Source organism: Janthinobacterium tructae, from assembly GCF_006517255.1.
Taxonomy (GTDB): Bacteria; Pseudomonadota; Gammaproteobacteria; order Burkholderiales; family Burkholderiaceae_D; genus Janthinobacterium; species Janthinobacterium tructae.
In genome coordinates this window covers 2,696,815-2,719,079 of record NZ_CP041185.1, presented here as the reverse complement: position 1 = coordinate 2,719,079, position 22,265 = coordinate 2,696,815, and the positions used below count along the sequence as shown (strand labels likewise).

Below are 22,265 nucleotides of genomic sequence, written 5' to 3'. Positions count from 1 at the left end.
CTCCGCGCGCGGCCTTCACTTTGCCAGATGTTCTTGCGCCAGCTGGCGCAGCAGGGGCAGGGCCGCATGGCCGTGCTCTTCGTGCCAGGCCAGGCCGATGCCGGCCGCCAGCTCCTCGCCCTCCAGCAATGGCCGGTAGATCACGCCAGCGAGGCGCAGCGCGCGGAACGAATCGGCCAGCAGCGCCATGCCCTTGCCGGCCGCCACATCGCTGAGCAGCACATGGTGGTCCATCGCTTCGCGCAGGAAAGTTGGCGCGAAGCCGTGGCGGCGAAAAACCTGCTGGCAATGGTCGAAAAAGGCGGGCTGGCGCGCCCGTTCAAACCAGTAAATCCGTTCTGCCGCGATGTCGCTCAGACTGAGCTTGCGCTTTTTCGCCAGCCGGTGCCCTGCGGGCAGGGCCAGCATCATGGGCTGGCGCGCCAGCGGCTGCACGGCCAGCTCGAACGTGGCGCTGGGTAGCGCAAGCAGGGCCGCATCGAGCTGGCCCTTGCGCATGGCAGCGACCAGGCGCGGCGACGGTGCCGCCGTCAGTTCCAGGCGCATGGTGCCCAATTGCTTGTCCAATGCCGCCAGCAGGGGGCGGAACAGGCCGGCTTCCACCGAACTGGTCAGGCCCAGGCGCAGGCGCGCGGGCGCGCTGTCTTGCTGCAGCGACCTTTGCGCCAACTCCAGCAGATCGAGAATGTGCAGCGCCTGCGGCAGCAAGGTGCGGCCCGCCTGCGTCAGGGCCACGCCCTGCGTGTCGCGCTCGAACAAGCGCGTGCCCAGCCGCTCTTCCAGCAGCCGGATGGCGCGCGACAGGGGCGGCTGGGTCATGTGCAACTGCTCTGCCGCCTGGCGGAAGTTCAGGCAGCGCGCGACGGCGCAAAACAGGGTCAGGGCATGCGTATCGAGGGTTCTCATACCAGAAAGGTATCACGAAATCGCACATTCCCCCGCCAGCCGGCGCGGCCTAGACTGGACGCATTGACATGAGGGAGATCAACATGCACCTGCAACAACGACGTATCGGCCATAGCAGCTTGAGCAGCTCGGCACTGGGCCTGGGCTGCATGGGCATGTCGGAATTTTATGGTGCCACGGACGAGGCGCAATCGCTGGCCACGCTGGAAGCGGCCCTGGCGGCGGGCGTGACCCTGTTCGACACGGCCGACGCCTACGGCTTCGGCCACAACGAGCAATTGCTGGGGCGATTTTTAAAGGGCCGGCGCGGACAAGCCCTGGTCGCCACCAAGTGCGGCCTGGCGCGCGAGGCGGGCAGCTATGCGCGCCGCGTCGACAATTCCCCTGCCTATATCCGCCAGGCATGCGTAGCGTCGCTGACGCGCCTGGGCGTGGAGGCCATTGACCTGTTTTACCTGCACAGGCTGAACCTCGATACGCCACTGGAAGAATCGATGGGGGCGCTGGCGCAACTGCTGCAAGAAGGAAAAATTCGCGCCGTGGGCCTGTGCGAAGTGAGCGCCGCCACCTTGCGGCGCGCGGCGGCAATCTGCCCCGTGGCGGCTGTGCAGAGCGAATACTCGCTGTGGACGCGCGAGCCGGAGCAGGGCGTGCTGGCAGCCTGCCGCGACGTGGGCGCCAGTTTCTTTGCCTACAGTCCGCTGGGGCGCGGTTTCCTGACGGGCGCCATCGCCGATGCGGCCAGTCTCGACCCAGGCGACTTTCGCCAGTTCAATCCCCGTTTCGCGGCCGACAACCTGGCGCGCAACCAGGCCATCGTCGCGCAAGTCCAGCAACTGGCGCGCGCAAAAGGCTGCACGCCGGCCCAGCTGGCGCTGGCCTGGCTGCTGGCGCAAGGCGACGACATCATCCCCATTCCCGGCACCAAGCGCATCGCGTATTTGCACGACAACCTCGGCGCGCTGGCCGTGCAGCTGGACGGGGCGGAACTGGCGGCGATGAACGCCACCTTTCCTCTGGGCATGGCGGCGGGGGCGCGTTATACGGACGAGGGCATGAAGGGCGTGGATGCCTGAAAAAAGTGGGCCGAGCGTACGCCAGCGTACCTAACTGGCGCTTTAGCTGCGCGATAATCGCCGGTGATCTGCTAGCATTCCGGCTGGCCCCATGCACCCGCGAAGTGGTGCGGGGCCGGGGGGATGCAGCATGGATAGAAGGGTGGATGTCAAATTGCTAGATGATGATATTTTCGATATCGAACTGAAGTTATTACTTGAGGGAATACTGCTGCGCTATCAGCACGATTTCCGCGATTATTCCGTGGCGTCGTTGCGCCGGCGCATGCGCCAGGCCATGGAGCGCTTCGGCTGCGCCAGCCTGTCGCAATTGCAGGACCGTATCTTGCACGAACCGGCCATGTTCGCGCAGATGCTGCAGTTCTTTACGGTGCAAGTGAGCGAGATGTTCCGCGATCCCGCGTATTTCCGCGCCTTGCGCGAAAAAGTCGTGCCAGTCCTGCACACATATCCCTCCATCAAGATCTGGGTTGCCGGTTGCAGCAGCGGCGAAGAGGTGTGGTCGCTGGCCATCTTGCTGGAAGAGGAAGGCTTGCTGGAGCGCAGCATGATTTATGCGACCGACATCAATGTCGAGGCACTGGCCGCCGCCGAAGCGGGCATCTATTCGGTCGAGCGCATCGCCCAGTTCAGCGAAAACTACCAACTGGCCGGCGGCAAGCGCTCGCTGTCCGACTATTACACGGCCGCCTACAAGGGTGCCATCTTTGACCGGCGCCTGCGGCGCCAGTTCGTCTTCGCCGACCATAGCCTGGCGACGGACAGCGTGTTTTCGGAGGTACACATGGTTTCCTGCCGTAACGTCATGATTTACTTCAATAAAGACTTGCAAGACCGCAGCCTGGGCCTGTTCCACGAAGCGCTGGTGAACCGGGGCTTCCTGGGCCTGGGCATGAAGGAAAGCCTGCATTTCAGCCGCCACTCCGCCAGCTTCAACGAGCTGAGCCCGGCTGAACGCATCTTCCAGCGGGCCTGAGATGTTGCCGACCTGCGACGTGGCGCCACCGCCCGCCGGCCTGCGCCTGATCGCCATCGGCGCCTCGGCCGGCGGCGTGGAAGCGCTGGGCATCGTGCTGCGCGCCTTGCCCGCCACCTGCCGCGCCACCGTGGTGGTGGTGTTGCACCTGGCGCCGGGCCGCTCCAGCCAGTTGCCGCAGCTGTATGCGGCGCGCTGCGCGCTGCCCTTGCGCGAAGCGCAGGACAAGGAGCCGCTGCAAGGCGGCACCGTGTATTTTGCCCCGCCCGATTACCACCTGCAAATCGAACCCGATGGCTGTTTTTCCCTGTCGCAGGAAGAACCCGTGTATTTTTCGCGCCCGTCCATCGATGTCCTGCTGGAAACGGCAGCCTACGCCTACCGGCGCGCCATGCTGGCCATCATCCTGACGGGCGCCTCGGCCGATGGCGCGGCGGGACTGGCACGCGTGCGGCAACTGGGCGGCGCTGCCTGGGTGCAGGAGCCAACGCGGGCCAGTTGTGGCATCATGCCGGCCGCCGCGCTCAAGCTGGCTGGCGCAGACCGGGTGCTCGATTTGCCGCAGATGGCTGCCAGCCTGGCCTTGCTCGGTGCTGGCGAATACAAGTGAATGGGAGTGGGGCAGTGCGTGTAATATATGTGAAAATTGAAACAATGTTGATGTTCATATCGAAACACGATGGCATCTTGCCGTTGCGATGCCTGAAGATGATTCCGTGACCGCACCTATCCATATCCTCGTCGTTGACGACATCGCGCAAAACCTGGTCGCCGCCGAAGCCGTGCTGGCGCGGCCCGGTATTGTGATCCTGAAAGCAAGTTCGGGCGCGCAAGCGCTGGAACTGCTGTTGACGCATGAAGTGGCCCTGGCCCTGATCGACGTGCAAATGCCGCAGATGGACGGTTTTGAATTGGCCGAGCTGATACGCGGCAGCGAACGCACGCGCGGCATTCCCCTGATTTTCCTCACGGCCGCATCGCGCGAACCAAGCTACAGTTTCCGTGGCTACGAGGCGGGCGCCGTCGATTTCCTGTACAAGCCTATCGACGTGAAAGCCTTGCAAAGCAAGGTGGCGGTGCTGGTGCAGCTGTTCCAGCAAAAGCGTGAATTGTCGGCCCAGCTCGACGAGCTCAAGCATGCGCTGCACCTCAACGAACTGTTCACGGCCGTGCTGGGCCACGACTTGCGCACGCCGCTGTCGGTGGTGATGAACGGCGCCATGCTGTTGCCGATGATGAGCGACCACCCGAAGGTGATCGTCACGGCGCAGCGCATCGAAAGCAGTGCCAAGCGCATGGCGCGCATGGTCGACCAGCTGCTGGACCTGGCGCGCATCCGTTCCGGCACGATGGAGTTGCGCACCAGCACGCACGACTACCTGGCGCTGGCGCGCGCCATCGTCGAGGAATGCGAGACGGCCGGCCAGGCCCCGCTGGTCGAAGTCAGCAGTGTCGGCGAGCTGCACGGGCAATGCGATGCGGGTTTGCTGTCGCAAGTCATCTCGAATCTCTTGTGCAATGCCATCACGCATGGCGAGGCGGGCACGCCGGTGCAACTGGCCCTCGACGGACGCGCCGCCGACTGCATTGAGTTGCGCATCGCTAACCGTGGCGTGATTCCCGCCGCCTTGCTGCCGACCCTGTTCGAGCCGTTCCAGCAAGCGGGCGAGAAGCGCCGTACGGGGCAGGGCCTGGGGCTGGGCCTGTACACGGTGAACATGTTCGTCAAGGCCCACGGCGGCACGGTAGAGATCAGTTCGACGGCCACGCAGGGCACGCTGGCGACGGTGCGCATCCCGCGCCAGTGCCAGGTGCGCGTGCAAGCGGGACTGGCCACATGAGCGCGCCAGCCTGGCCGCGCGGCGGCGGCAGCATGGGCGAACTGGTGCGCCAGCATGACTGGTGCGCCACCAGCCTGGGCGCGCTGGAGGGCTGGCCCGCCCATTTGCGCACCAGTGTCGACATCGTGCTCAATTCGCCGATGGCGATGGTGCTGATGTGGGGCCCGCAGCACGTCATGATCTATAACGACGATTACATCCCGATCGCCGGGGCGCGCCATCCGGCGGCGCTGGGCGGCACGGTGCCTGCCGTCTGGCCCGAAATCTGGGACTGGAACGCGCGCATCCTCGCAGCGGGATTGCGCGGCGAGACGCAGGTGCACCGTGAATGCAGCCTGCCGCTGTTGCGCGGCGGACAACGCGCGGATGTCTGTTTCGACCTGTTTTACACGCCCGTGCATGGCGCCGACGGTCAGGTGGACGGCGTGCTGTGCACGGCGCTGGAATTGACGGCGCGCATGGAAGAGGGGCGCCAGCTGAAGCTGGCCACGGCCGAGCTGGGCCAACTCAACACCACCTTGCAGGCGGAAAGCGAGGCCGTGCGCGCGGCCAACCGCCGCCTGGGCGAGGAGCGCGCGCTGCTGCGCGCCCTGTTCCAGCAGGCGCCCAGCTTCATGGCCCTGCTGCGTGGGCCGCAGCATGTGTTCGAGCTGGCGAATGAACATTATCTGCGCCTGGTGGGCCACCGCGATTTACTGGGCAAGACTGTCGAATCGGCCTTGCCTGAAGTCAAGGAACAAGGCTTCATCGAACTGCTCGACCAGGTCTACCGCACGGGCGAACCTTACGAGGGGCGCCAGGTCAAAGTGGATTTGCAGACGGCGGATGGGCAGACGGGCCAGCGCCAGATCGATTTCGTGTACCAGCCCATCAAGGATGACGAGGGGGTGGTCACGGGCATCCTGGTCGAAGGCATCGATGTCACCGAGCGCATGGAAGGCGAGGAGCGCTTGCGCCTGGCCCAGCAGGCGGGCGGCATCGGCACCTTCGAATGGTTCCCCGAGAAGGGCGCGATGCTGGTGTCGCCTACCTTCCGCCGCCTGTGGGGTCTTGCCGACGAGGTGGAGGTGACGGAACGCCTGCTGGTGAGTCTGGTCGATGCGCGCGACCAGCAAAAGGTCGGACCGAGCAAGCTGGACCTGACGCCCAACCCCCTCGAATACGTGGAATACCGCATCCGCCGCCCTGCCGACGGCGCGCTGCGCTGGATCGCGCGCCAGGGCGAGGTGGTGGCCGGCCGCATGCCGGGCCAGCGCCGCTACGTGGGCGTCTCGTTCGACGTGACGGAGCGGCGCCAGATCGAGGATGAACTCAACGCTAGCCAGGAGCGCATGTCAGCCATTTTCGGCCAGGCCTCCGTGGGCTTGTCCGAGCTGGGCCTCGATGGCCGTTTCCAGAGGGTCAACGGGGCCCTGTGCCGCATGCTGGGCCGCTCGGCCGAAGAGCTGCTGAGCCTGAACATGAACGACATCATGCATCCGGCGGATGTGCCCGGCAACAGCGTACTGTTCCAGCGCCTGGTGGAAACGGGTGAGTCTTTCTCGCTGGAAAAACGCTATTTGAAGCCCGACGGCTCGCAGGTGTGGGTGTCGAGCAATGTCAGCCGTCTGCTGGACGAGCAGGGTCATACGCGTTCCCTGATCGCCGTCAAGACCGATATCACGGACCGGCGCCGCGTGGAAAAAGCGCTGCATGAATTGAACGAAACGCTGGAACACCGTGTCGAACAGGAAGTGGGTGAGCGCACCAAGGCGGAAGACGCCTTGCGCCAGGCGCAAAAGATGGAAGCCGTGGGCCAGCTGACGGGCGGCATCGCACACGACTTCAACAATGTGCTGCAAATCATCTCCGGCAATTTGCATTTGCTGCACCACCTGACGGGCTCGGATGGGCTCATGCGCCAGCGCCTGGACACGGCGATTGCTGCCGTCGAGCGGGGCGCCAAGCTGTCGTCGCACCTGCTGGCGTTTGCGCGGCGTCAACCGTTGAAACCCGTGGTGGCCGACCTGGCCCGCGTGGTGCGCAATATGGATGCGCTGCTGCGGCGCGCCATGGGCGAAGCGATCGACATCGTGCTGGTGGGCGGCGGCGGGCTGTGGAATACCCTGGTCGACCGCAGCCAGATCGAGAACGTCATCCTGAACCTGGCCATCAATGCGCGCGACGCCATGGATGGCGCGGGCAAGCTGACCATCGAGCTGGGCAATGTCGTGCTCGACGAACAGTATGTGCACAAGCTGGTGGATGTGCCAGCGGGGCAGTATGTGATGCTGTCGGTGACGGACACGGGCCGCGGCATGAGCGGCCCCGTGCTGCAGCGCGCGTTCGAGCCGTTTTTCACCACCAAGCCGGAAGGCGCGGGCACGGGCCTGGGCCTGTCGATGGCGTATGGTTTCGTCACGCAAAGCCGCGGCCATATCCGCATCTACAGTGAACCTGGCGTGGGCACGGGAGTCAAAATCTATTTGCCCCGTTCCCTGATGGCCGAAGCGGACGAGGAACTGGAGTTGAGCGGTGTCGTCACGGGCGGCAGCGAAACCGTACTGGTGGTGGAAGACGACGTGGGCGTGCGCACCACCGTGGTCGACATGCTCGGTGCGCTCGGCTATACGGTGCTGAGAGCTGAAGATGGCGAAAGCGCGCTGGCCGTGCTGCACAGTGGCGCGCAGATCGACTTGCTGTTTACGGACGTGATCATGCCAGGTCCCGTCAGCAGCACGGAGATGGCGCGCCAGGCGCGCGAATTGCAGCCCGACATCGCCGTGTTGTTTACCTCGGGCTACGCGCAGGATGTGATCGTGCATGAGGGCAGGCTCGACGCCGGCGTGGAATTGCTCAGCAAGCCGTACCGGCGCGAAGAGCTGGCACGCAAGCTGCGCCATGTGCTGGCCAACCGCCAGCAGCAAATGCGTGCGCGTCAGTTTGAACGGTCCGGCGCGCCGGTGGCCGGCTCTCCGGCAAGCGGCAGCACGGCGGCCAGCGCGCTGGGAAGCGGCACGCCGGGGCTGGACCTGACTGGCCATGCGCCCGAACCGCAGGGGGACATGCCGACATCGATGAAGATACTCGTGGTGGAAGACAATCTCGATTCCCAGCTGATGGTGTGTGAACTGGTGGGTATGCTGGGCCACACGGTCAGCGGCGTGTCCGATGGCGAGGCGGCGTGGAAATTGCTCAACGAGCAAGACTTCGATATCCTGTTTACCGATGTCAGCCTGCCCGGCATGTCCGGCATCGCGCTGGCACGCATGGTGCTGCGCGAGAAACCGGGCATGCGCATCATCTTTTCCACGGGCTATGGCAAGGAATCGATGGATGAACTGGGCTTTTCCGCCAGTGTCTTGCGCAAGCCGTATGATTTGACGGAATTACAAGCAGCACTCGACCAACCCTGACGGGCACGCGCCGGCACGGCTTGCCTATCCCATCCGCAGAGGTAAAGATGACTCCTGAACTGACCATGCTGGGCTGCACTTTGGTGCTGGCGCTGGTGCAAATCCTGCTGCCTGCGCTGTTTCGCACGCGCGAAACGGGCACGGCGTATAACGTCAGCGCGCGCGATGGCGACGGGCCGCCCGTGGGCAAGATCACGGGCCGCTTGCAGCGCGCCCAGGCGAACTTGTTTGAAACCCTGCCCCTGTTCGCCGCCGCCGTGCTGATCGCCCACGTGACGGCGCAGGAAAGCGCGCTGACCCTGTACGGCGCGGCTCTGTACCTGGCCGCCCGCGTGCTGTATTTACCCCTGTACGCGTTTGGCGTGCCCGTCGTGCGTACGCTCGTGTGGTGCGTGTCGATTGCCGGCTTGCTGATGCTGTTCTGGGCCATCCTGTTCGCTTCCTGAATTCCAGGTCACCACTGCCTTCCCGGAAAACACCACGCGCACCTTCATGGCCGAGTTTGTCGCACCGGCTTGAACCCATAGTGCGCTGTCGAACAGTGATTGAGCGCAAGCGCGCTAGAATTAGCCCATTCCAACGCGGTTTTTCGTAAGGAGTCGGGCATGGCGGACATGGTGGTGGTGCGCAAGGAAGGCTTGTACTGTGTGCCGGGTCAGTTCTACATCGATCCGTGGCGCCCGGTCGAGCGCGCCATCATCACGCATGCGCATGCCGACCATGCGCGGGTCGGGCACCGGCATTACCTGTGCGCCGCGCCCGGCGAGCAGGTGCTGCGCGCGCGCCTGGGCGCCGTGTCCATCCAGGCGCTCGCGTATGGCGACAGCCTCGCACACCATGGCGTGCAAGTGTCGCTGCATCCGGCCGGCCACGTGCTCGGTTCGGCCCAGGTGCGCATGGAATACGGCGGCGCAGTGTGGGTGGCGTCGGGCGACTACAAGCTGCAGCCCGACCCCACGTGCGCGCCGTTCGAGCCCGTGCGCTGCGACACTTTCATCACGGAATCGACCTTCGGCCTGCCCATCTACCGCTGGCAGGCGCCGCAGGACGTGTATGACGACATCAACCAGTGGTGGCGCAGGAATGCGGCCGAAGGGCGCACCAGCGTGCTGTTCTGCTATGCCTTCGGCAAGGCGCAGCGCATCCTGGCGGGGCTGGACGCCGGCATCGGCCCCATCATCTGCCATGGCGCGGCGCAGGCCTTGACGCAGGTCTACCGCGAATCCGGCGTGGCCTTGCCCGCCACCGTCATGGTGAGTGACGTCATGGACAAGGCGGCGCTGAAGACGGCGATGGTGATCGCGCCGCCATCGGCGGCCGGTTCGCCGTGGATGAAGCGCTTCGGCGACTACAGCGATGCATTTGCCAGCGGCTGGATGCTGCTGCGCGGCGCGCGCCGGCGGCGCGGCGTGGACCGTGGTTTCGTGCTGTCCGACCATGCCGACTGGCCCGGCCTGATGCAAGCCATCCGGGCCACGCAGGCCGAGCGCATCATCGTCACGCACGGCTCGATTCCCGTGATGGTGCGCTGGCTGCAGCAGAACGGCTGGCAGGCGGGCGGCTTCGAGACGGAATATGGCGATGACGAGGCTGATGACGGTGCGCCTGGTGCGACCACGGCAGCGGGGGACGTCGCCCATGCGTGACTTTGCCCGGTTGTACGCGGAGCTCGACGAGACCACCTCCACCAGCCGCAAGCTGGCGGCGCTGCAAGCCTATTTCAGCGGCGCCTTGCCCGAGAACGCGGCCTGGGCCGTGTATTTCCTGGCCGGCGGCAAGCCGCGCCAGGCCGTGCCCACCAAACTGCTGCGCGAGTATGCCACCGAAAGGGCGGGCCTTGATGCCTGGCTGTTCGACGAGGCGTATCACGCCGTCGGCGACCTGGCCGAAACCATCGCCCTGATCCTGCCCGCGCCCGTCAGGCGCAGCGACATCGGTCTGGCCGAGTGGATAGAGCAGCGTATCGCACCGTTGCGCGGCGCAGCGCCAGACACGATTCGCGCCGACTTGCTGGCCTACTGGGACGAGCTGGAAACGCGCGAACGTTTTTTACTCATCAAGCTGATCGGTGGCGGCTTTCGCGTGGGCGTGTCCAAACTGCTGGTGACGCGCGCGCTGGCCTCCATCGCCGCCGTCGACAGCAAGCTGATCGCCCAGCGCATGATGGGCTGGACTGATGGCAAGGTCAGCCCCACGGGCGCGGGCTTTCTCAAACTGATCGCCGCGCAGTCGGATGGCGAACATGCGCTGCGCGGCGGCCAGCCTTACCCCTTCTTCCTCGCGCACCCCTTGCAGGCGGAGCCGGCGACACTGGCCGACGTCGGCGACTGGCTGGTCGAATGGAAATATGATGGCATGCGTGCCCAGCTGCTGCGCCGCGAGGGCGTGAACTGGCTGTGGTCGCGCGGCGAGGAATTGATCACGGAGCGCTTTCCCGAACTGGCGCAACTGGCCTTGCCCGAGGGCACCGTGCTCGATGGCGAAATCCTCGTCTGGCAGCCGGGCGACGTCCCGGCAGCATTTGCCGATTTGCAACAACGCATGGGCCGCAAGACGGTGTCGCCCAAGCTGCTGGCCGAGTTGCCCGCCGTGCTGGTAGCCTACGATGTGCTGGAACTCGATGGCGTGGATATCCGTCAACTGCCCCAGCTGGAGCGCCGCGCGCTGCTGGAAAGCGTCGTGACACAGGTAGATGCGCCCGCGCTGCGCCTGTCGCCGCGCATCATGGCTGCCAGCTGGGACGCTCTGGCGGCCATCCGTGAGGAATCGCGCGCGCGCGGCGTGGAAGGCATGATGCTCAAGGCCGTCTCGGCCGCGTATGGCGTGGGCCGCACGAAAGACGTGGGCACATGGTGGAAATGGAAGATAGCCCCGTATGCCATCGACGCCGTGCTGATCTACGCCCAGGCGGGCCACGGCCGGCGCGCGTCGCTGTACATGGATTACACGTTTGCCGTATGGGATGAGGAGGGTGGTGGCGGTGGCGAGGAACGCAAGCTGGTGCCATTCGCCAAGGCGTATTCGGGCTTGACGGATGCGGAGATCGCGCAAGTGGACGCGGCCATCCGCAAGACGACGATCGAAAAATTCGGTCCTGTGCGCAGCGTCCAGCCCACCATGGTGTTCGAGATCGGCTTCGAAGGCATCGCCGCATCCGGCCGCCACAAGGCGGGCATCGCCGTGCGCTTTCCCCGCATCTTGCGCCGGCGAGAAGACAAGGCCATCGCCGACGCGGACACCCTGGCCACCCTGAAGGCCATGCTGGCCCAGGCCACATGAGCAAAAGCATGCTGGCGCAGCGCATCGACGCGTGGTTTGCCGCGCGCGGCTGGACGATCTTTCCCTTCCAGCGCGCCGTCTGGCGCACCGCTGCACAGGGCCGCTCCGGCCTGCTGCATGCGAGCACGGGATCCGGCAAGACGTATGCCGTGTGGTTCGGCGCCTTGCTGCGTGCCGAGCGTCTGGCGCGCAAGGGCAGAAAGCAGGGCTTGCGCGTGCTGTGGATCACGCCCATGCGGGCGCTGGCGGCCGACACCGTGCGCGCCTTGCAGGCGTCTGGCGCGGAGCTCGCCCCCGGCTGGCGCATCGAGGCGCGCACGGGCGATACCAGCGCCGCGCAGCGGGCACGGCAGGCGAAAGCCTGGCCCGAAGTGTTCGTCACGACGCCGGAAAGCCTGTCCCTGATGCTGAGCCAGGCGGACGCGCAGGAACGCTTCAGCCTGCTGGAAACGGTGATCGTCGACGAGTGGCACGAATTGATGGGCAGCAAGCGCGGCGTGCAAGTGCAGCTGGCGCTGGCCCGCTTGCGCCGCTGGAATGGAACCTTGATGACGTGGGGCCTGTCGGCCACCCTCGGCAATCTGCGGCAGGCGCAGGACGTCTTGTTGGGAGAACAAAGCGATGGCGTGCTGGTGGAAGGTAAAATTAAAAAGCGCATCCTCGTCGACAGCCTGATTCCTGTGAACCCGACGCGCTTTCCCTGGGGAGGTCACTTGGGCATCCAGATGCTGCAGCCCCTGATCGCCGAGATCGAGGGTAGCGCCACCACCCTGGTGTTTACGAATACGCGTTCGCAGGCCGAGCTGTGGTACCAGCACCTGCTCGATGCGCGGCCCGACTGGGCGGGCCTGATCGCGCTGCACCACGGTTCGCTGGACCGCGAAGTGCGCGAGTGGGTCGAGCAGCACCTGAAAACGGGTGAGTTGAAAGCCGTCGTGTGCACCTCCAGCCTGGACCTGGGCGTCGACTTCCTGCCCGTCGAGCGCGTGCTGCAGGTGGGCAGCGCGAAAGGCATCGCGCGCCTGGTGCAGCGGGCCGGGCGCAGCGGCCACGCGCCGGGACGCATTTCGCGCGTCACCCTGGTGCCCACCAACAGCCTGGAATTGCTGGAAGCGGCCGCTGCCCGCGCGGCCCTGGCGCAGGGCCACCTGGAAGCGCGCCCCGTGCCGGACAAGCCGCTCGACGTGCTGGTGCAGCACCTGGTGACGATCGCCCTGGGCGGCGGTTTTGCATCGCTGGCGCTGTACGCGGAAGTGCGCGCGGCCTGGTCGTATCGTCACCTGAGCCTGGACGAGTGGCAATGGGCGCTCGACTTCGTCGCGCGCGGCGGGCAAAGCCTGACCGTGTATCCGGAATACCGGCGCGTGCTGCCCGATGAACAGGGCACGTACCGGGTGCCGGACGTGGCGCTGGCGCGGCGCCACCGCATGAGCATCGGCACCATCGTCTCGGAGGCGGCGATCCAGGTCAAGTTCCTCGGCGGCGGGCGCATCGGCAGCATCGAGGAGGCGTTCATCGCGCGCCTGAAGCAGGGCGACCATTTCTTGTTTGGCGGGCGCATCCTGGAATTCGTGCGCGTGCACGACATGACGGCCTACGTGCGGCGCGCCACGGGCAGCCGCGGCGCCGTGCCGCGCTGGCAGGGCGGCAAGATGCCGCTGTCGTCGGAACTGGCGCATGCCGTGCTGGACCAGTTGCAGCTGGCGCAAGAAGGGAAGGCCAGCGGACCGGAAATGCGCGCGCTGGCGCCGCTGCTGGCCATCCAGCAGGCATGGTCCAGCCTGCCCACGCGCGCCAGTCTGCTGGTGGAAACCTTGTCCAGCCGCGAAGGCCATCACCTGTTCGTGTATCCATTCGCCGGTCGCTCCGTGCACCTGGGACTGGCGTCGCTGCTGGCGTACCGCATCGCGCGTGTGCAGCCGGCCACCTTGTCGATCGCCGTCAACGATTACGGCTTTGAATTGCTGGGTGCGGACGACATTGATTTTGCGTCGCTGTTGACGGCCGCCAGCGGCGCCGATATTGCCCTGCTCAGCACGGACAACTTGCTGGAAGACGTGCTGGCCAGCCTGAACGCGACGGAATTGTCGCAGCGGCGCTTCCGTGAAATCGCCCGCATCGCCGGCCTCGTATTCCAGGGCTATCCGGGCCAGCCGAAAAGCGCGCGCCAGCTGCAGGCCTCGTCCTCGCTGTTCTTTGAAGTGTTCCGCAAGCACGACGCGGCCAATTTGCTGCTCACGCAGGCGCAGCGCGAAGTGCTGGAGCAGGAACTGGAACTGACGCGTTTGCGCGCCACCTTGCGCGAGCTGCATGGGCGGCAGATTTCCCTGCAAGCGTTGGAGCGCGCCTCGCCATTTGCCTTCGGCCTGATGGTCGAGCGTTTCCGCGAACAGCTGACGACGGAAAAACTGTCGGACCGGGTGGCGCGCCTGGTGAACGTGCTGGAAAAGGCGGCCGCATGAGCGGCCTGCGCCCAGCGCACTGCGTGGTGGAACTGGCTGGCGAGAGCGTTTGGCTATTGGCGCACAAGGCCGTGTACTGGCCGGCGCGCCGGATGCTGATCATCGCCGACATCCATTTCGGCAAGGCGGCCGCCTTCCGCGCGCTGGGCGTGCCCGTGCCGCGCGGCACCACCAGGCAAAACCTGCTGGCGCTCGACGCCTTGCTGGCCAGCCATGTTTGCGAGGAAATCGTCTTTCTCGGCGACTTCCTGCACGCGCGCGCCGCGCATGCGCCCGCCACCGTGGCGGCGATGCTGGCCTGGCGCGCGCGTCATTCCAACGTGCGCCTGACGGTGGTGCGCGGCAACCATGACCTGCACGCGGGCGATCCGGCCGCCGCGCTGGGCATCCGCATGGTCGATGAACCGCACAGCGTCGGCAATCTGTCGTTCTGCCATCACCCGGACACCGTGGCGCCCGGCTATGTGCTGGCCGGTCATGTGCATCCCGTGTTTCATCTGCGCGCAACAGGGCGGGGATCACGCGGTGGCGGCCTGCGCCTGCCGTGTTTCCTGCTGGGGCCATTGCATGCCATTCTGCCCGCGTTTGGCGCCTTTACGGGCGGCCATGCGCTACGGCCTGCCGCTGGCGAACGCGTGTATGTGACGGCCGACGCGGCGATTTTTGCCATACCCCCTAACTGCTGAGTGTTTGGTACTTTTGGTGGAAAACTGAAAGTAAATGTGCCACCGTGGGCGGGACTCATCCTACATGCACTCTTGCCATCCTCCTATTTCTTGCGCCCCCTGTGCGCACTAAGATGAGGGTTCCCTTGCCGTGCGAGAGGGAAGAATTGCATGGTTTGCACTGTTTCTGATTCCATTGATCAAGGAGATCATCATGGCCACATCGAGCGACAATAAACAGCAAGGTAGTAAAGCCAGCAGCAGTGGTAGTAGCGGCAGCGGCGGCAACAAGCAAAGCGATACCAGCAAGCGTGGCTTCGCTTCCATGGACCCTGCCCAGCAGCGCGAAATCGCCAGCGAAGGCGGACGTGCAGCGCATGAAAAGGGCACGGCGCATGAATTCACGTCGGAAGAAGCGCGCCGCGCAGGCAGCCAAAGCCACAAGAACGATGGCAGCCGGCAAAGTGCCGCCAGCTCCAGCTCCAGCGGCTCGCGTGAGAATGCCAGCATGAACCAGGAGGGCAACCGCGACAGTGGTAACAAGCAAAGCGGCGGCTCAGGTTCAGGTTCAGGGTCGGGCTCGTCCGGTTCGCGCAACAAGTAAGCGCAAGCCGTAGCAAGGCAGTCTGGCCGGCGGGAATCGTGCATTGCCGCCGGCCAGTCGCAAAATTTTGATGCAATGCAGCAGGCATGCACTATGATGAAGTAGCGGCGCCGGCGATGGCCAAGCCGCAGTCAAGCTGCAATCGACTCGCACTCACGATCAGGGGGAATATGATGGGTAACTCCACTACGCCGCAGCCCGGCAATAGCCAGGGCGGCACGCCGTCCATGCCGTCCACGCCGGGCAACAAGCAAAGTACGGCCGAGTCGGCCGAGAACTTTGTGCTGGTCGATAGCGAGCAGGGTCTCGATATCGGCGACGATCTGTTTTCCATCGGCGAAGTACGGCGCGCCGACCGCTTGCCCCATCATCAGTCCGGTTCCGCAGGCCAGAGCCGGCAGAGCGCTGACGATGCACCCGATACCACGGGCAGTACAGGGGTCTGAGCTGCCCTTCTTGGCTGTCTGATCATCCCTGCAGGGTCAGCCGTCAGGCGTGTTCGCGCACGCCGGCTGGCCATGCCTGCCTGCGCGCGCGTCAATCAGGAAGGCTCTGTTACAGCTCGACCCGGCCGTGTTCGCCCAGATCCTTCGGCGGCTCGCCCGTGATGGCCGCCTTGGCCATTGCATAGAATTGCATCATTTTGCTGGCGCTGCTATCCCAATACTCGGCCGACTGGATCGTCACCTTGATCAGCGACAGTTTCGGATCGTCGAGTCCGCCCGGGAACCAGGCTTTCATCAGCGGATTCCACAATTCCTCCGCCTTGGCGCGGTCCTTCAGCAACTGCGCATGGCCGCAGACGGACACATACAGGCTGTCGCCCGTGTCGACGAAGCTGACATTGACTTGCGGATTGTTCAGCAAGTCGCGCGTGTAGGCGGCCTCGTCCGAGACAAAGAACCAGATTTGTCCCTCATTATCGACCTGCTGCTGCGTCAGTGGCCGGCTGGTGAGGGTGCGCATGTCGTCGCTGGTGGTCAGCATGCCGAATTTGACGTCCTTGATCCTGGCCGCGATGCTGGCCAGTTGTTCGCTGGAATACGATTGCATGGGGTGCTCCCTTGTTGGTTGTCCTGAACAACAGCATAGGCGGGTGCTGCATGCTGCTCTGTACGGCAGCTTACGTAGCAGGCCAGCTTTGTTTCAAAGCTGTTACAAAACGCTGACCCGGCGAGGTGCCCCATGTATTGACTTAATAAATGATAATCATTATCATTTGTTTGAAAATATCAGCATGCACTTTGATTGAAGGATGGGAATGAAGCACACTGACTTGTCGCGCCACCTGGCCCGCTCATTGCCGGGAGCGAGCTATGGGTAATGCGGGCGCCGCAGACAAGGCCAAGAATAACGCCAGCCGCGCCGTCTGGCTGAAGAACTTGCATCAATGGCACTGGATCAGCTCAGCGCTTTGCCTGCTGGGCATGTTTCTGTTCGCTATCACCGGCATCACTCTGAACCACGCTGGCCAGATCGAAGCCAAGCCGGCGATCACGCGCCAGCAGGCGACATTGCCGGCCCCTTTGGTCACGCAACTGGCCGCGTATGCCGCCCAGCACGATGGCGCCAATGCACCCATGCCGGCCGCCGCCGAAACCTGGCTCAAGCAGCAATGGTCGCTCAATGCGGGCGGCCGTCCCGCCGAATGGAGCGTCGACGAAGTGTATCTGCCGTTGCCGAAGGCGGGTGGTGACGCCTGGGTGCGCATCGGCCTGGAAGACGGGGCCGCCGAATATGAATTGACGGACCGGGGCTGGGTATCCTGGCTCAACGATGTGCACAAGGGCCGCAACACGGGCGTGGCCTGGAGCTGGTTCATCGACATTTTTGCCGGCGCCTGCATCGTGTTTTGCCTGACGGGGCTATTGATTTTGAAGTTCCACGCGGCCAACCGGCCATTTACCTGGCCGATGGTTGGCCTCGGTATCTTGATACCTTGCGCGATCGCCTTGCTGTTTATTCACTGATCGTTTTTATTTTTCCTTTTTACAGGCACACCATGAAATTACGCTACTCCCTGGCGCTTGGCCTTCCCCTGATCGGTACGTCGGCGATGGCGGCCGACCTGGCCCTCAAGATTGAGATTCCGCAACTGAACGTGGCGGAATATCACCGTCCCTACGTGGCGGCGTGGCTGGAAACGGCCGATCAAAAGGTCGTCGGCAACCTGACGGTGCTGTATGACGTGAAAAAGAAGGACAAGGCAGGCGAGAAATGGCTGAAGGACATGCGTCAATGGTGGCGCAAGAGCGGCCGCGACCTGGCCATGCCCGTCGACGGCGTCAGCGGCGCCACGCGTGCGCCGGGCGAACATACGCTGACGTTCCCCGGTGCCAAGGCCTTGCTCGACAAGCTGCCGGCCGGTGAATACCAGGTGGTGGTGGAAGCGGCGCGCGAAGCGGGTGGACGCGAACTGGTGCGCGTGCCGTTCCAGTGGCCGCTGAAGTCGGCCCAGTCCGTTCCTGCCAAAGGCAAGGAAGAACTCGGCAATGTCGTCGTCCAACTCAAACCATAAGGCGCATATCATGTTCAAGCAATTCAATAAACCGCTGATCGCCCTGGCCCTGGCCGGCCTGGCCATGAACGCCCACGCCCACCGCGGCTGGATGGTGCCATCGAGCACGATGGTGGAAAGCAAGGACGCCTGGGTGACGGTGGACGCCGCCGTCTCCGATGGCTTGTTCGAGATCGACCACCAGCCGCTGCGCCTGGACGCGCTGCAAGTGACCGGCCCGGATGGCGCGAAAGTGGCGCCGGCGAACACCGTCACGGGCCGCTTGCGCAGCGTCTTCGACGTGAAAATGGAAAAGCCGGGCACGTACAAGGCGGCCATCGTGTCGCAAAACGTGATGGCCAGCTACAAGCAAAATGGCGAGCAGAAGCGTTTCCGCGGCAACGAGGAAACCTTCAAGAAAGACATGCCGGCCGATGCGCAAGACGTGAAAATCACGCGCACGGCCAGCCGCCTGGAAACTTTCTTCAGCAATGGCGAAACCAGCACGGAAGTGTTCAAGCCGACGGGCGTGGGCCTGGAATTCGTGCCGGTGACGCACCCGAACGACTTGCGCGCGGGCGAAAAAGCCACCTGGCGTTTCCTGGTCGACGGCAAGCCGGCGGCGAACCAGGCCTTCAGCCTGGTGCCAGGCGGCGTGCGCTACCGTGGTGTGCTCGGTGAAATCCGCCAGAGCACCGATGCCAAGGGCGAGATCACGTTTACGGTGCCAGCGGCAGGCATGTATTACCTGAGCAGCACCTGGCCGGCGGCCACACCGGCCGTGGCCGGCCAGCCGCCAGCCATGCCCGAGCGCCGCATGACCTACGCGGCCACCGTGGAAGTGCTGCCGCAGTAAGCGGCGGCCTCTTCACGAGCTCGCCGATGCGCCGGGTCCTGCTGCCGCAGCATATTTCCGATCAGGTCGCGCCGCCCGGCGCCGCGATCCGGGACTTGCGCGGCTTGACCATGGGCACCAGCTGGTCGGTGCGCCTGGTCGAGTCCACCATGCCGGGACGCGCCGGTAGCGCCGACCTGCAGCAGGGCTTGCAGCAACAGCTGGACCTGGTCGTGGCGCAAATGAGCCACTGGAGCGACGCGTCCGACCTGGGCCGTTTCAACCGGGCCGAGCCGGGCAGCTGGCACAGCCTGCCCGCCGCGTTTTGCGAGGTGCTCGGCTTTGCCATGCACGTGTCGCAAGCGTCCGGGGGCGCGTACGACCCGTGCGCGGGCGCCCTCGTCAACCTGTGGGGCTTCGGCCCCCGCGAGCGCTACGATGAACCGGGCTTCCTGCCGCCGAAAGACGATACGCTGGCGCTGCTGCTGTCGCAGCGCCAGCGCCGCCGCCTGCAGCTGGACTTGCCGGCCCGCCGCGCGCGCCAGCCCGGTGGCTTGCAACTCGATTTGTCGGCCGTGGCCAAGGGCTATGGCGTGGACCGCCTGGCCCGTTACCTGGACAGCCAGGGCATCGACCATTACCTGGTCGAAGTGGGTGGCGAGCTGCGCGGCGCCGGCAGCAAGCCCGATGGCCAGCCGTGGTGGGTCATGCTGGAACAGGTCGATGGCGCCGATGCCGCCAAGCATCCGCCGGAACTGTTGCTGGCGCTGCACGGCCTCTCCGTGGCGACCTCGGGCGACTACCGGCGTTTCTTCCAGGACGGCACGGTGCGTTTTTCCCATACGATCGATCCGCGCAGCGGCATGCCGATCGCCAATCAACTCGCTTCCGTCACTGTCGTGCATCAGCAATGCATGGCGGCCGACGCCTGGTCGACGGCCCTGACGGTGCTGGGACCAGACGCCGGCATGGCGCTGGCCGAAGAGCAGGGCCTGGCCGCGCGCTTCCTGCAGCGCGACGGCGATGGCTACCACGAAACGCTGAGCAGCCACATGCTGGCCATGCTCGACGAATGAACATTTATTCCCCATGATTTTTACGCACGATACGACGCGGCTGGCCTTGCTGGCCACCTTGTCCCTCAGCTACGCGGGCGTTTGCCTGGCGCCCTGGCTGCGCGCGCGCGCCAAGCGCCGCGCGTCCGCTGCCGCCAGGGCTGCGCTGGCCAACCATCCCGCCTGGCTGGTGGCGTATGCGAGCCAGACGGGCAATGCCGAGGAGCTGGCCACGCAAACGGCGCACAGTTTGCAGCTGGCCGGCATCCCCGTGCGCCTGTGCGCGCTGGCCGAACTCACGGCCATGGATCTGCAACAAGCGGAACGGGCCTTGTTCCTGGTCAGCACATATGGCGAAGGCGATGCGCCCGACAATGCGGCCGCCTTCATGGGCCGCCTGATGACGGGCGAACTGGCGCTGCCGCAATTGCATTATGGCGTGCTGGCCCTGGGCGACCGCAGCTATGGCCAGTTTTGCGGCTTCGGCCGCGCGCTCGATGCCTGGCTTGCCACGCAGGGTGCCTCGCGCCTGTTTCAACGCATCGAGGTCGACCGCAGCGCCAGCGCCGCCATCGAACAATGGTTCCAGCACCTGAGCCACCTGGCCGGCACCAGCGACGCGCCCGACTGGAGCGCCCCCGCCTTCGGCGACTGGAAATTGATGCAGCGGCAGTTGCTCAATCCGGGCAGCGCGGGCGGCGCCATCTATCATGTGGAACTGGCGCCTGTGTCAGGCAGCTTGCCGGATTGGCAGTCGGGCGACCTGGTGCAAGTGGCCGCGCCGGCCGACCCATCGCAACCGCGCGAATATTCGATCGCTTCGATTCCGCGCGATGGCCGCGTGCATTTGCTGGTGCGCCAGCATGCGCATCCCGATGGCAGCCTGGGCCTTGCCTCGGGCTGGCTCACGGCGCAAGCGCAAGTGGGCGAGGTGCTGCAATTGCGCCTGCGCCAGCACAAACGCTTTCGCCTGGAAGATAATGCCCAGCGGCCCTTGATTTTGATCGGCAACGGCAGCGGCATCGCCGGCTTGCGCGGACATTTGAAAAGCCGCGTGCTGGCGGGTCAGCGGCGCAACTGGCTGATCTTTGGCGAGCGCAACGCGGCCCACGATTTCCATTATCGCGAAGAAATTGAAGGCTGGCACGCCAGCGGTGACTTGCCGCGCCTGGACCTGGCGTTCTCGCGCGACCAGGCCGAGCGCACCTACGTGCAAGACCGCCTGCGCGGCAATGCCGATGAAATCACATTGTGGCTGCAGCAAGGCGCGGCCATCTACATTTGCGGCAGCCTGGCCGGCATGGCCGGCGGCGTCGACCAGGCCCTGCAGGAGATGCTGGGCCGGTCCGCGCTCGATGCGCTGGCTGCCGAGGGGCGCTACCGGCGCGACGTGTATTAATACAGAAGGGGCTGCTTACGGCTGGAGCGCGGCCAGCGGCGTCGCTTCCATCTCGCCGCTCACTTCCTGCAAGCCGCGCGCCAGGCTGGAAATGCTGGGGTTGTCGATGAAGACGCAGCGCTTGCCCGTGCGCTTGCAATAATCCTTGACGCGCCAGTAGGCGCTGTGGCTGATGCAGCCCGTCTGGCAAATCACCAGGTCGGCCGCCGCCAGGCTCGAATCGAGCAGGTTGGCATTGTCTTCCAGGCCGCCGTCGTGGTGGGCGAACTGCGCGCCGACCCGCTCGATCAGGGCGCGGTAGGTAGCGACATTGCCGCTGCGGCCACCCACGCACAAGACGCTTTGATCGACCAGGCGGATCGGCATTTTCAGCTTGCCGCCCGTCGGCACTTCCAGCTTAGTCGCCGGTGGCGGCACGGCGGCGGCCGGGCGTGGCTGGGCCTGCTTCAATTCCGCGATTTGCTGGCGTAATTCTTTCTCCCGCTCATCCATTTGCGCCAGGCGTTCGAGCAGGCGCGTGCGCGATTCCAGCGCCGGGATGGCGGCCTGCAATTGCGTCAGCTCAAAGCGCAAGCCATCGATCACGCTATCCTTGCCAATCGATTCGGCCCGCGTGCGCAGCAGCACGGCTTCCTGGCGTTCCAGTTCGCCCGTTTTTTCCATCAGCATGGCCTGGCTGCGCTGTTGCAGCTTGGCCAGTTCGTGTGTCAGGCGCGCATTTTCTTCCTGCAAGGCGGTAAATTTCCCCATGTCGGCGCGCACGCAGGCGCCGGCCTGGTGCTGAATCATGTGCAAATCGCGGCACATTTGCTCTTCCAGCTCGGCGTCGCAGCGCGGGTGCGTCAGGCCGGCCCAGAAGGCGCCCGACACGTCGCCGTTGGCGACGGCCGTGCGCCACAGTTGCGCTACCTGCTCCGTGGTCTTGGCGCCGCGAAAGCGCAGGATGACGGGAGCGTAGCGGCGTTCGAGTTCCTTTTGCAGGGCTTCGGACAGGCGGTTGCGCACCCCGCATTCCGTCACGGCGCCCACATGCACTTCGTAGTCGTCGGCCAGCACGCGCCCACCCGTCATCTTGCCCACCAGCTTGCGCAGGTAGCCCAATGGCAAACCCACGCCGACCAGCGGACAATGGCAGGTGTGCGACAGTTCCCACAGCCGGCGGCGGCGCGAAGCGAGCGCGGCCGTTTCGGCCTCGCCGCTGGAACAATTGCTGATCACGGGCAGGGACTGGTCTTTGTCACACATGGCGATATCCTGTTAGGCGGTGGGGTGTTG

20 protein-coding genes are annotated in these 22,265 nt (G+C 65.0%); 17 read left to right on the top strand and 3 right to left on the bottom strand.

Annotation, left to right across the window (positions count from 1 at the left end; translation table 11 throughout):
• Positions 1-15 precede the first annotated feature (15 nt).
• Positions 16-906, bottom strand: a complete 891-nt coding sequence (locus tag FJQ89_RS11895) for a LysR family transcriptional regulator (RefSeq protein ID WP_168208443.1) — start codon at positions 904-906, stop codon at positions 16-18.
• An 83-nt stretch (positions 907-989) separates the two neighbouring features.
• Between FJQ89_RS11895 and FJQ89_RS11890 the strand changes: the two genes are divergently transcribed.
• The 12 genes from FJQ89_RS11890 to FJQ89_RS11835 all read left to right on the top strand — a co-directional run bounded on the left by FJQ89_RS11890 (position 990) and on the right by FJQ89_RS11835 (position 15,650).
• Positions 990-1,982, top strand: coding sequence for an aldo/keto reductase (locus FJQ89_RS11890; RefSeq protein WP_141170324.1), 993 nt, complete (start codon positions 990-992; stop codon positions 1,980-1,982).
• A 130-nt stretch (positions 1,983-2,112) separates the two neighbouring features.
• Positions 2,113-2,958 (top strand): CheR family methyltransferase, encoded by an 846-nt coding sequence (locus FJQ89_RS11885; RefSeq protein WP_180287881.1) that lies wholly within the window; start codon positions 2,113-2,115, stop codon positions 2,956-2,958.
• Between the two features lies 1 nt (position 2,959).
• On the top strand, positions 2,960-3,568 hold the full coding sequence (locus FJQ89_RS11880) for a chemotaxis protein CheB (RefSeq protein ID WP_141170323.1): 609 nt from the start codon (positions 2,960-2,962) through the stop codon (positions 3,566-3,568).
• Positions 3,569-3,674: 106 nt separating this feature from the next.
• Entirely contained in the window at positions 3,675-4,799 is a 1,125-nt protein-coding gene (locus tag FJQ89_RS11875) for a hybrid sensor histidine kinase/response regulator (RefSeq protein WP_141170322.1), read from the top strand.
• Positions 4,796-8,194 (top strand): hybrid sensor histidine kinase/response regulator, encoded by a 3,399-nt coding sequence (locus tag FJQ89_RS11870; RefSeq protein ID WP_141170321.1) that lies wholly within the window; start codon positions 4,796-4,798, stop codon positions 8,192-8,194. Before FJQ89_RS11875 ends, FJQ89_RS11870 begins: the two co-directional genes overlap by 4 nt.
• A gap of 47 nt (positions 8,195-8,241) precedes the next feature.
• Positions 8,242-8,640 (top strand): MAPEG family protein, encoded by a 399-nt coding sequence (locus FJQ89_RS11865; protein WP_099762835.1) that lies wholly within the window; start codon positions 8,242-8,244, stop codon positions 8,638-8,640.
• Positions 8,641-8,799: 159 nt separating this feature from the next.
• Positions 8,800-9,840, top strand: a complete 1,041-nt coding sequence (locus FJQ89_RS11860; protein WP_141170320.1) for a ligase-associated DNA damage response exonuclease — start codon at positions 8,800-8,802, stop codon at positions 9,838-9,840.
• Positions 9,833-11,473 (top strand): ATP-dependent DNA ligase, encoded by a 1,641-nt coding sequence (locus tag FJQ89_RS11855; protein WP_141170319.1) that lies wholly within the window; start codon positions 9,833-9,835, stop codon positions 11,471-11,473. Before FJQ89_RS11860 ends, FJQ89_RS11855 begins: the two co-directional genes overlap by 8 nt.
• Positions 11,470-13,935 carry a ligase-associated DNA damage response DEXH box helicase gene (locus FJQ89_RS11850; protein WP_141170318.1) on the top strand — a complete coding sequence of 822 codons (2,466 nt, stop codon included), beginning with the start codon at positions 11,470-11,472 and terminating at the stop codon, positions 13,933-13,935. The genes FJQ89_RS11855 and FJQ89_RS11850 overlap by 4 nt, the downstream gene beginning before the upstream one ends.
• Positions 13,932-14,621, top strand: coding sequence for a ligase-associated DNA damage response endonuclease PdeM (gene pdeM, locus FJQ89_RS11845; RefSeq protein ID WP_141170317.1), 690 nt, complete (start codon positions 13,932-13,934; stop codon positions 14,619-14,621). The genes FJQ89_RS11850 and pdeM overlap by 4 nt, the downstream gene beginning before the upstream one ends.
• Before the next feature lie 193 nt (positions 14,622-14,814).
• Positions 14,815-15,204: a KGG domain-containing protein gene (locus tag FJQ89_RS11840; protein ID WP_141170316.1), complete on the top strand. Its 390-nt coding sequence runs from the start codon at positions 14,815-14,817 to the stop codon at positions 15,202-15,204.
• 170 nt (positions 15,205-15,374) lie between these two features.
• Entirely contained in the window at positions 15,375-15,650 is a 276-nt protein-coding gene (locus tag FJQ89_RS11835) for a hypothetical protein (protein ID WP_141170315.1), read from the top strand.
• A gap of 109 nt (positions 15,651-15,759) precedes the next feature.
• Here FJQ89_RS11835 and FJQ89_RS11830 read toward each other — a convergent pair whose 3' ends face one another.
• A complete protein-coding gene (locus tag FJQ89_RS11830) occupies positions 15,760-16,257 on the bottom strand; it encodes a pyridoxamine 5'-phosphate oxidase family protein (protein ID WP_141170314.1) in 498 nt (165 codons plus the stop codon).
• A gap of 263 nt (positions 16,258-16,520) precedes the next feature.
• Here FJQ89_RS11830 and FJQ89_RS11825 point away from each other — a divergent pair, with 263 nt between their 5' ends.
• The 5 genes from FJQ89_RS11825 to FJQ89_RS11805 are packed head-to-tail and all read left to right on the top strand — an operon-like array spanning position 16,521 to position 20,990.
• On the top strand, positions 16,521-17,174 hold the full coding sequence (locus tag FJQ89_RS11825; RefSeq protein ID WP_071076086.1) for a PepSY-associated TM helix domain-containing protein: 654 nt from the start codon (positions 16,521-16,523) through the stop codon (positions 17,172-17,174).
• 32 nt (positions 17,175-17,206) lie between these two features.
• Entirely contained in the window at positions 17,207-17,722 is a 516-nt protein-coding gene (locus FJQ89_RS11820) for a DUF2271 domain-containing protein (protein ID WP_034783417.1), read from the top strand.
• A gap of 10 nt (positions 17,723-17,732) precedes the next feature.
• A complete protein-coding gene (locus tag FJQ89_RS11815) occupies positions 17,733-18,557 on the top strand; it encodes a DUF4198 domain-containing protein (protein ID WP_141170313.1) in 825 nt (274 codons plus the stop codon).
• 26 nt (positions 18,558-18,583) lie between these two features.
• Positions 18,584-19,612, top strand: coding sequence for an FAD:protein FMN transferase (locus FJQ89_RS11810; protein ID WP_141170312.1), 1,029 nt, complete (start codon positions 18,584-18,586; stop codon positions 19,610-19,612).
• A 13-nt stretch (positions 19,613-19,625) separates the two neighbouring features.
• Positions 19,626-20,990, top strand: coding sequence for a sulfite reductase subunit alpha (locus tag FJQ89_RS11805; RefSeq protein ID WP_141170311.1), 1,365 nt, complete (start codon positions 19,626-19,628; stop codon positions 20,988-20,990).
• 15 nt (positions 20,991-21,005) lie between these two features.
• Here the strand turns inward: FJQ89_RS11805 and FJQ89_RS11800 are convergent, their stop codons facing one another.
• A complete protein-coding gene (locus tag FJQ89_RS11800; RefSeq protein WP_141170310.1) occupies positions 21,006-22,235 on the bottom strand; it encodes a DUF2325 domain-containing protein in 1,230 nt (409 codons plus the stop codon).
• Positions 22,236-22,265: the final 30 nt, after the last annotated feature.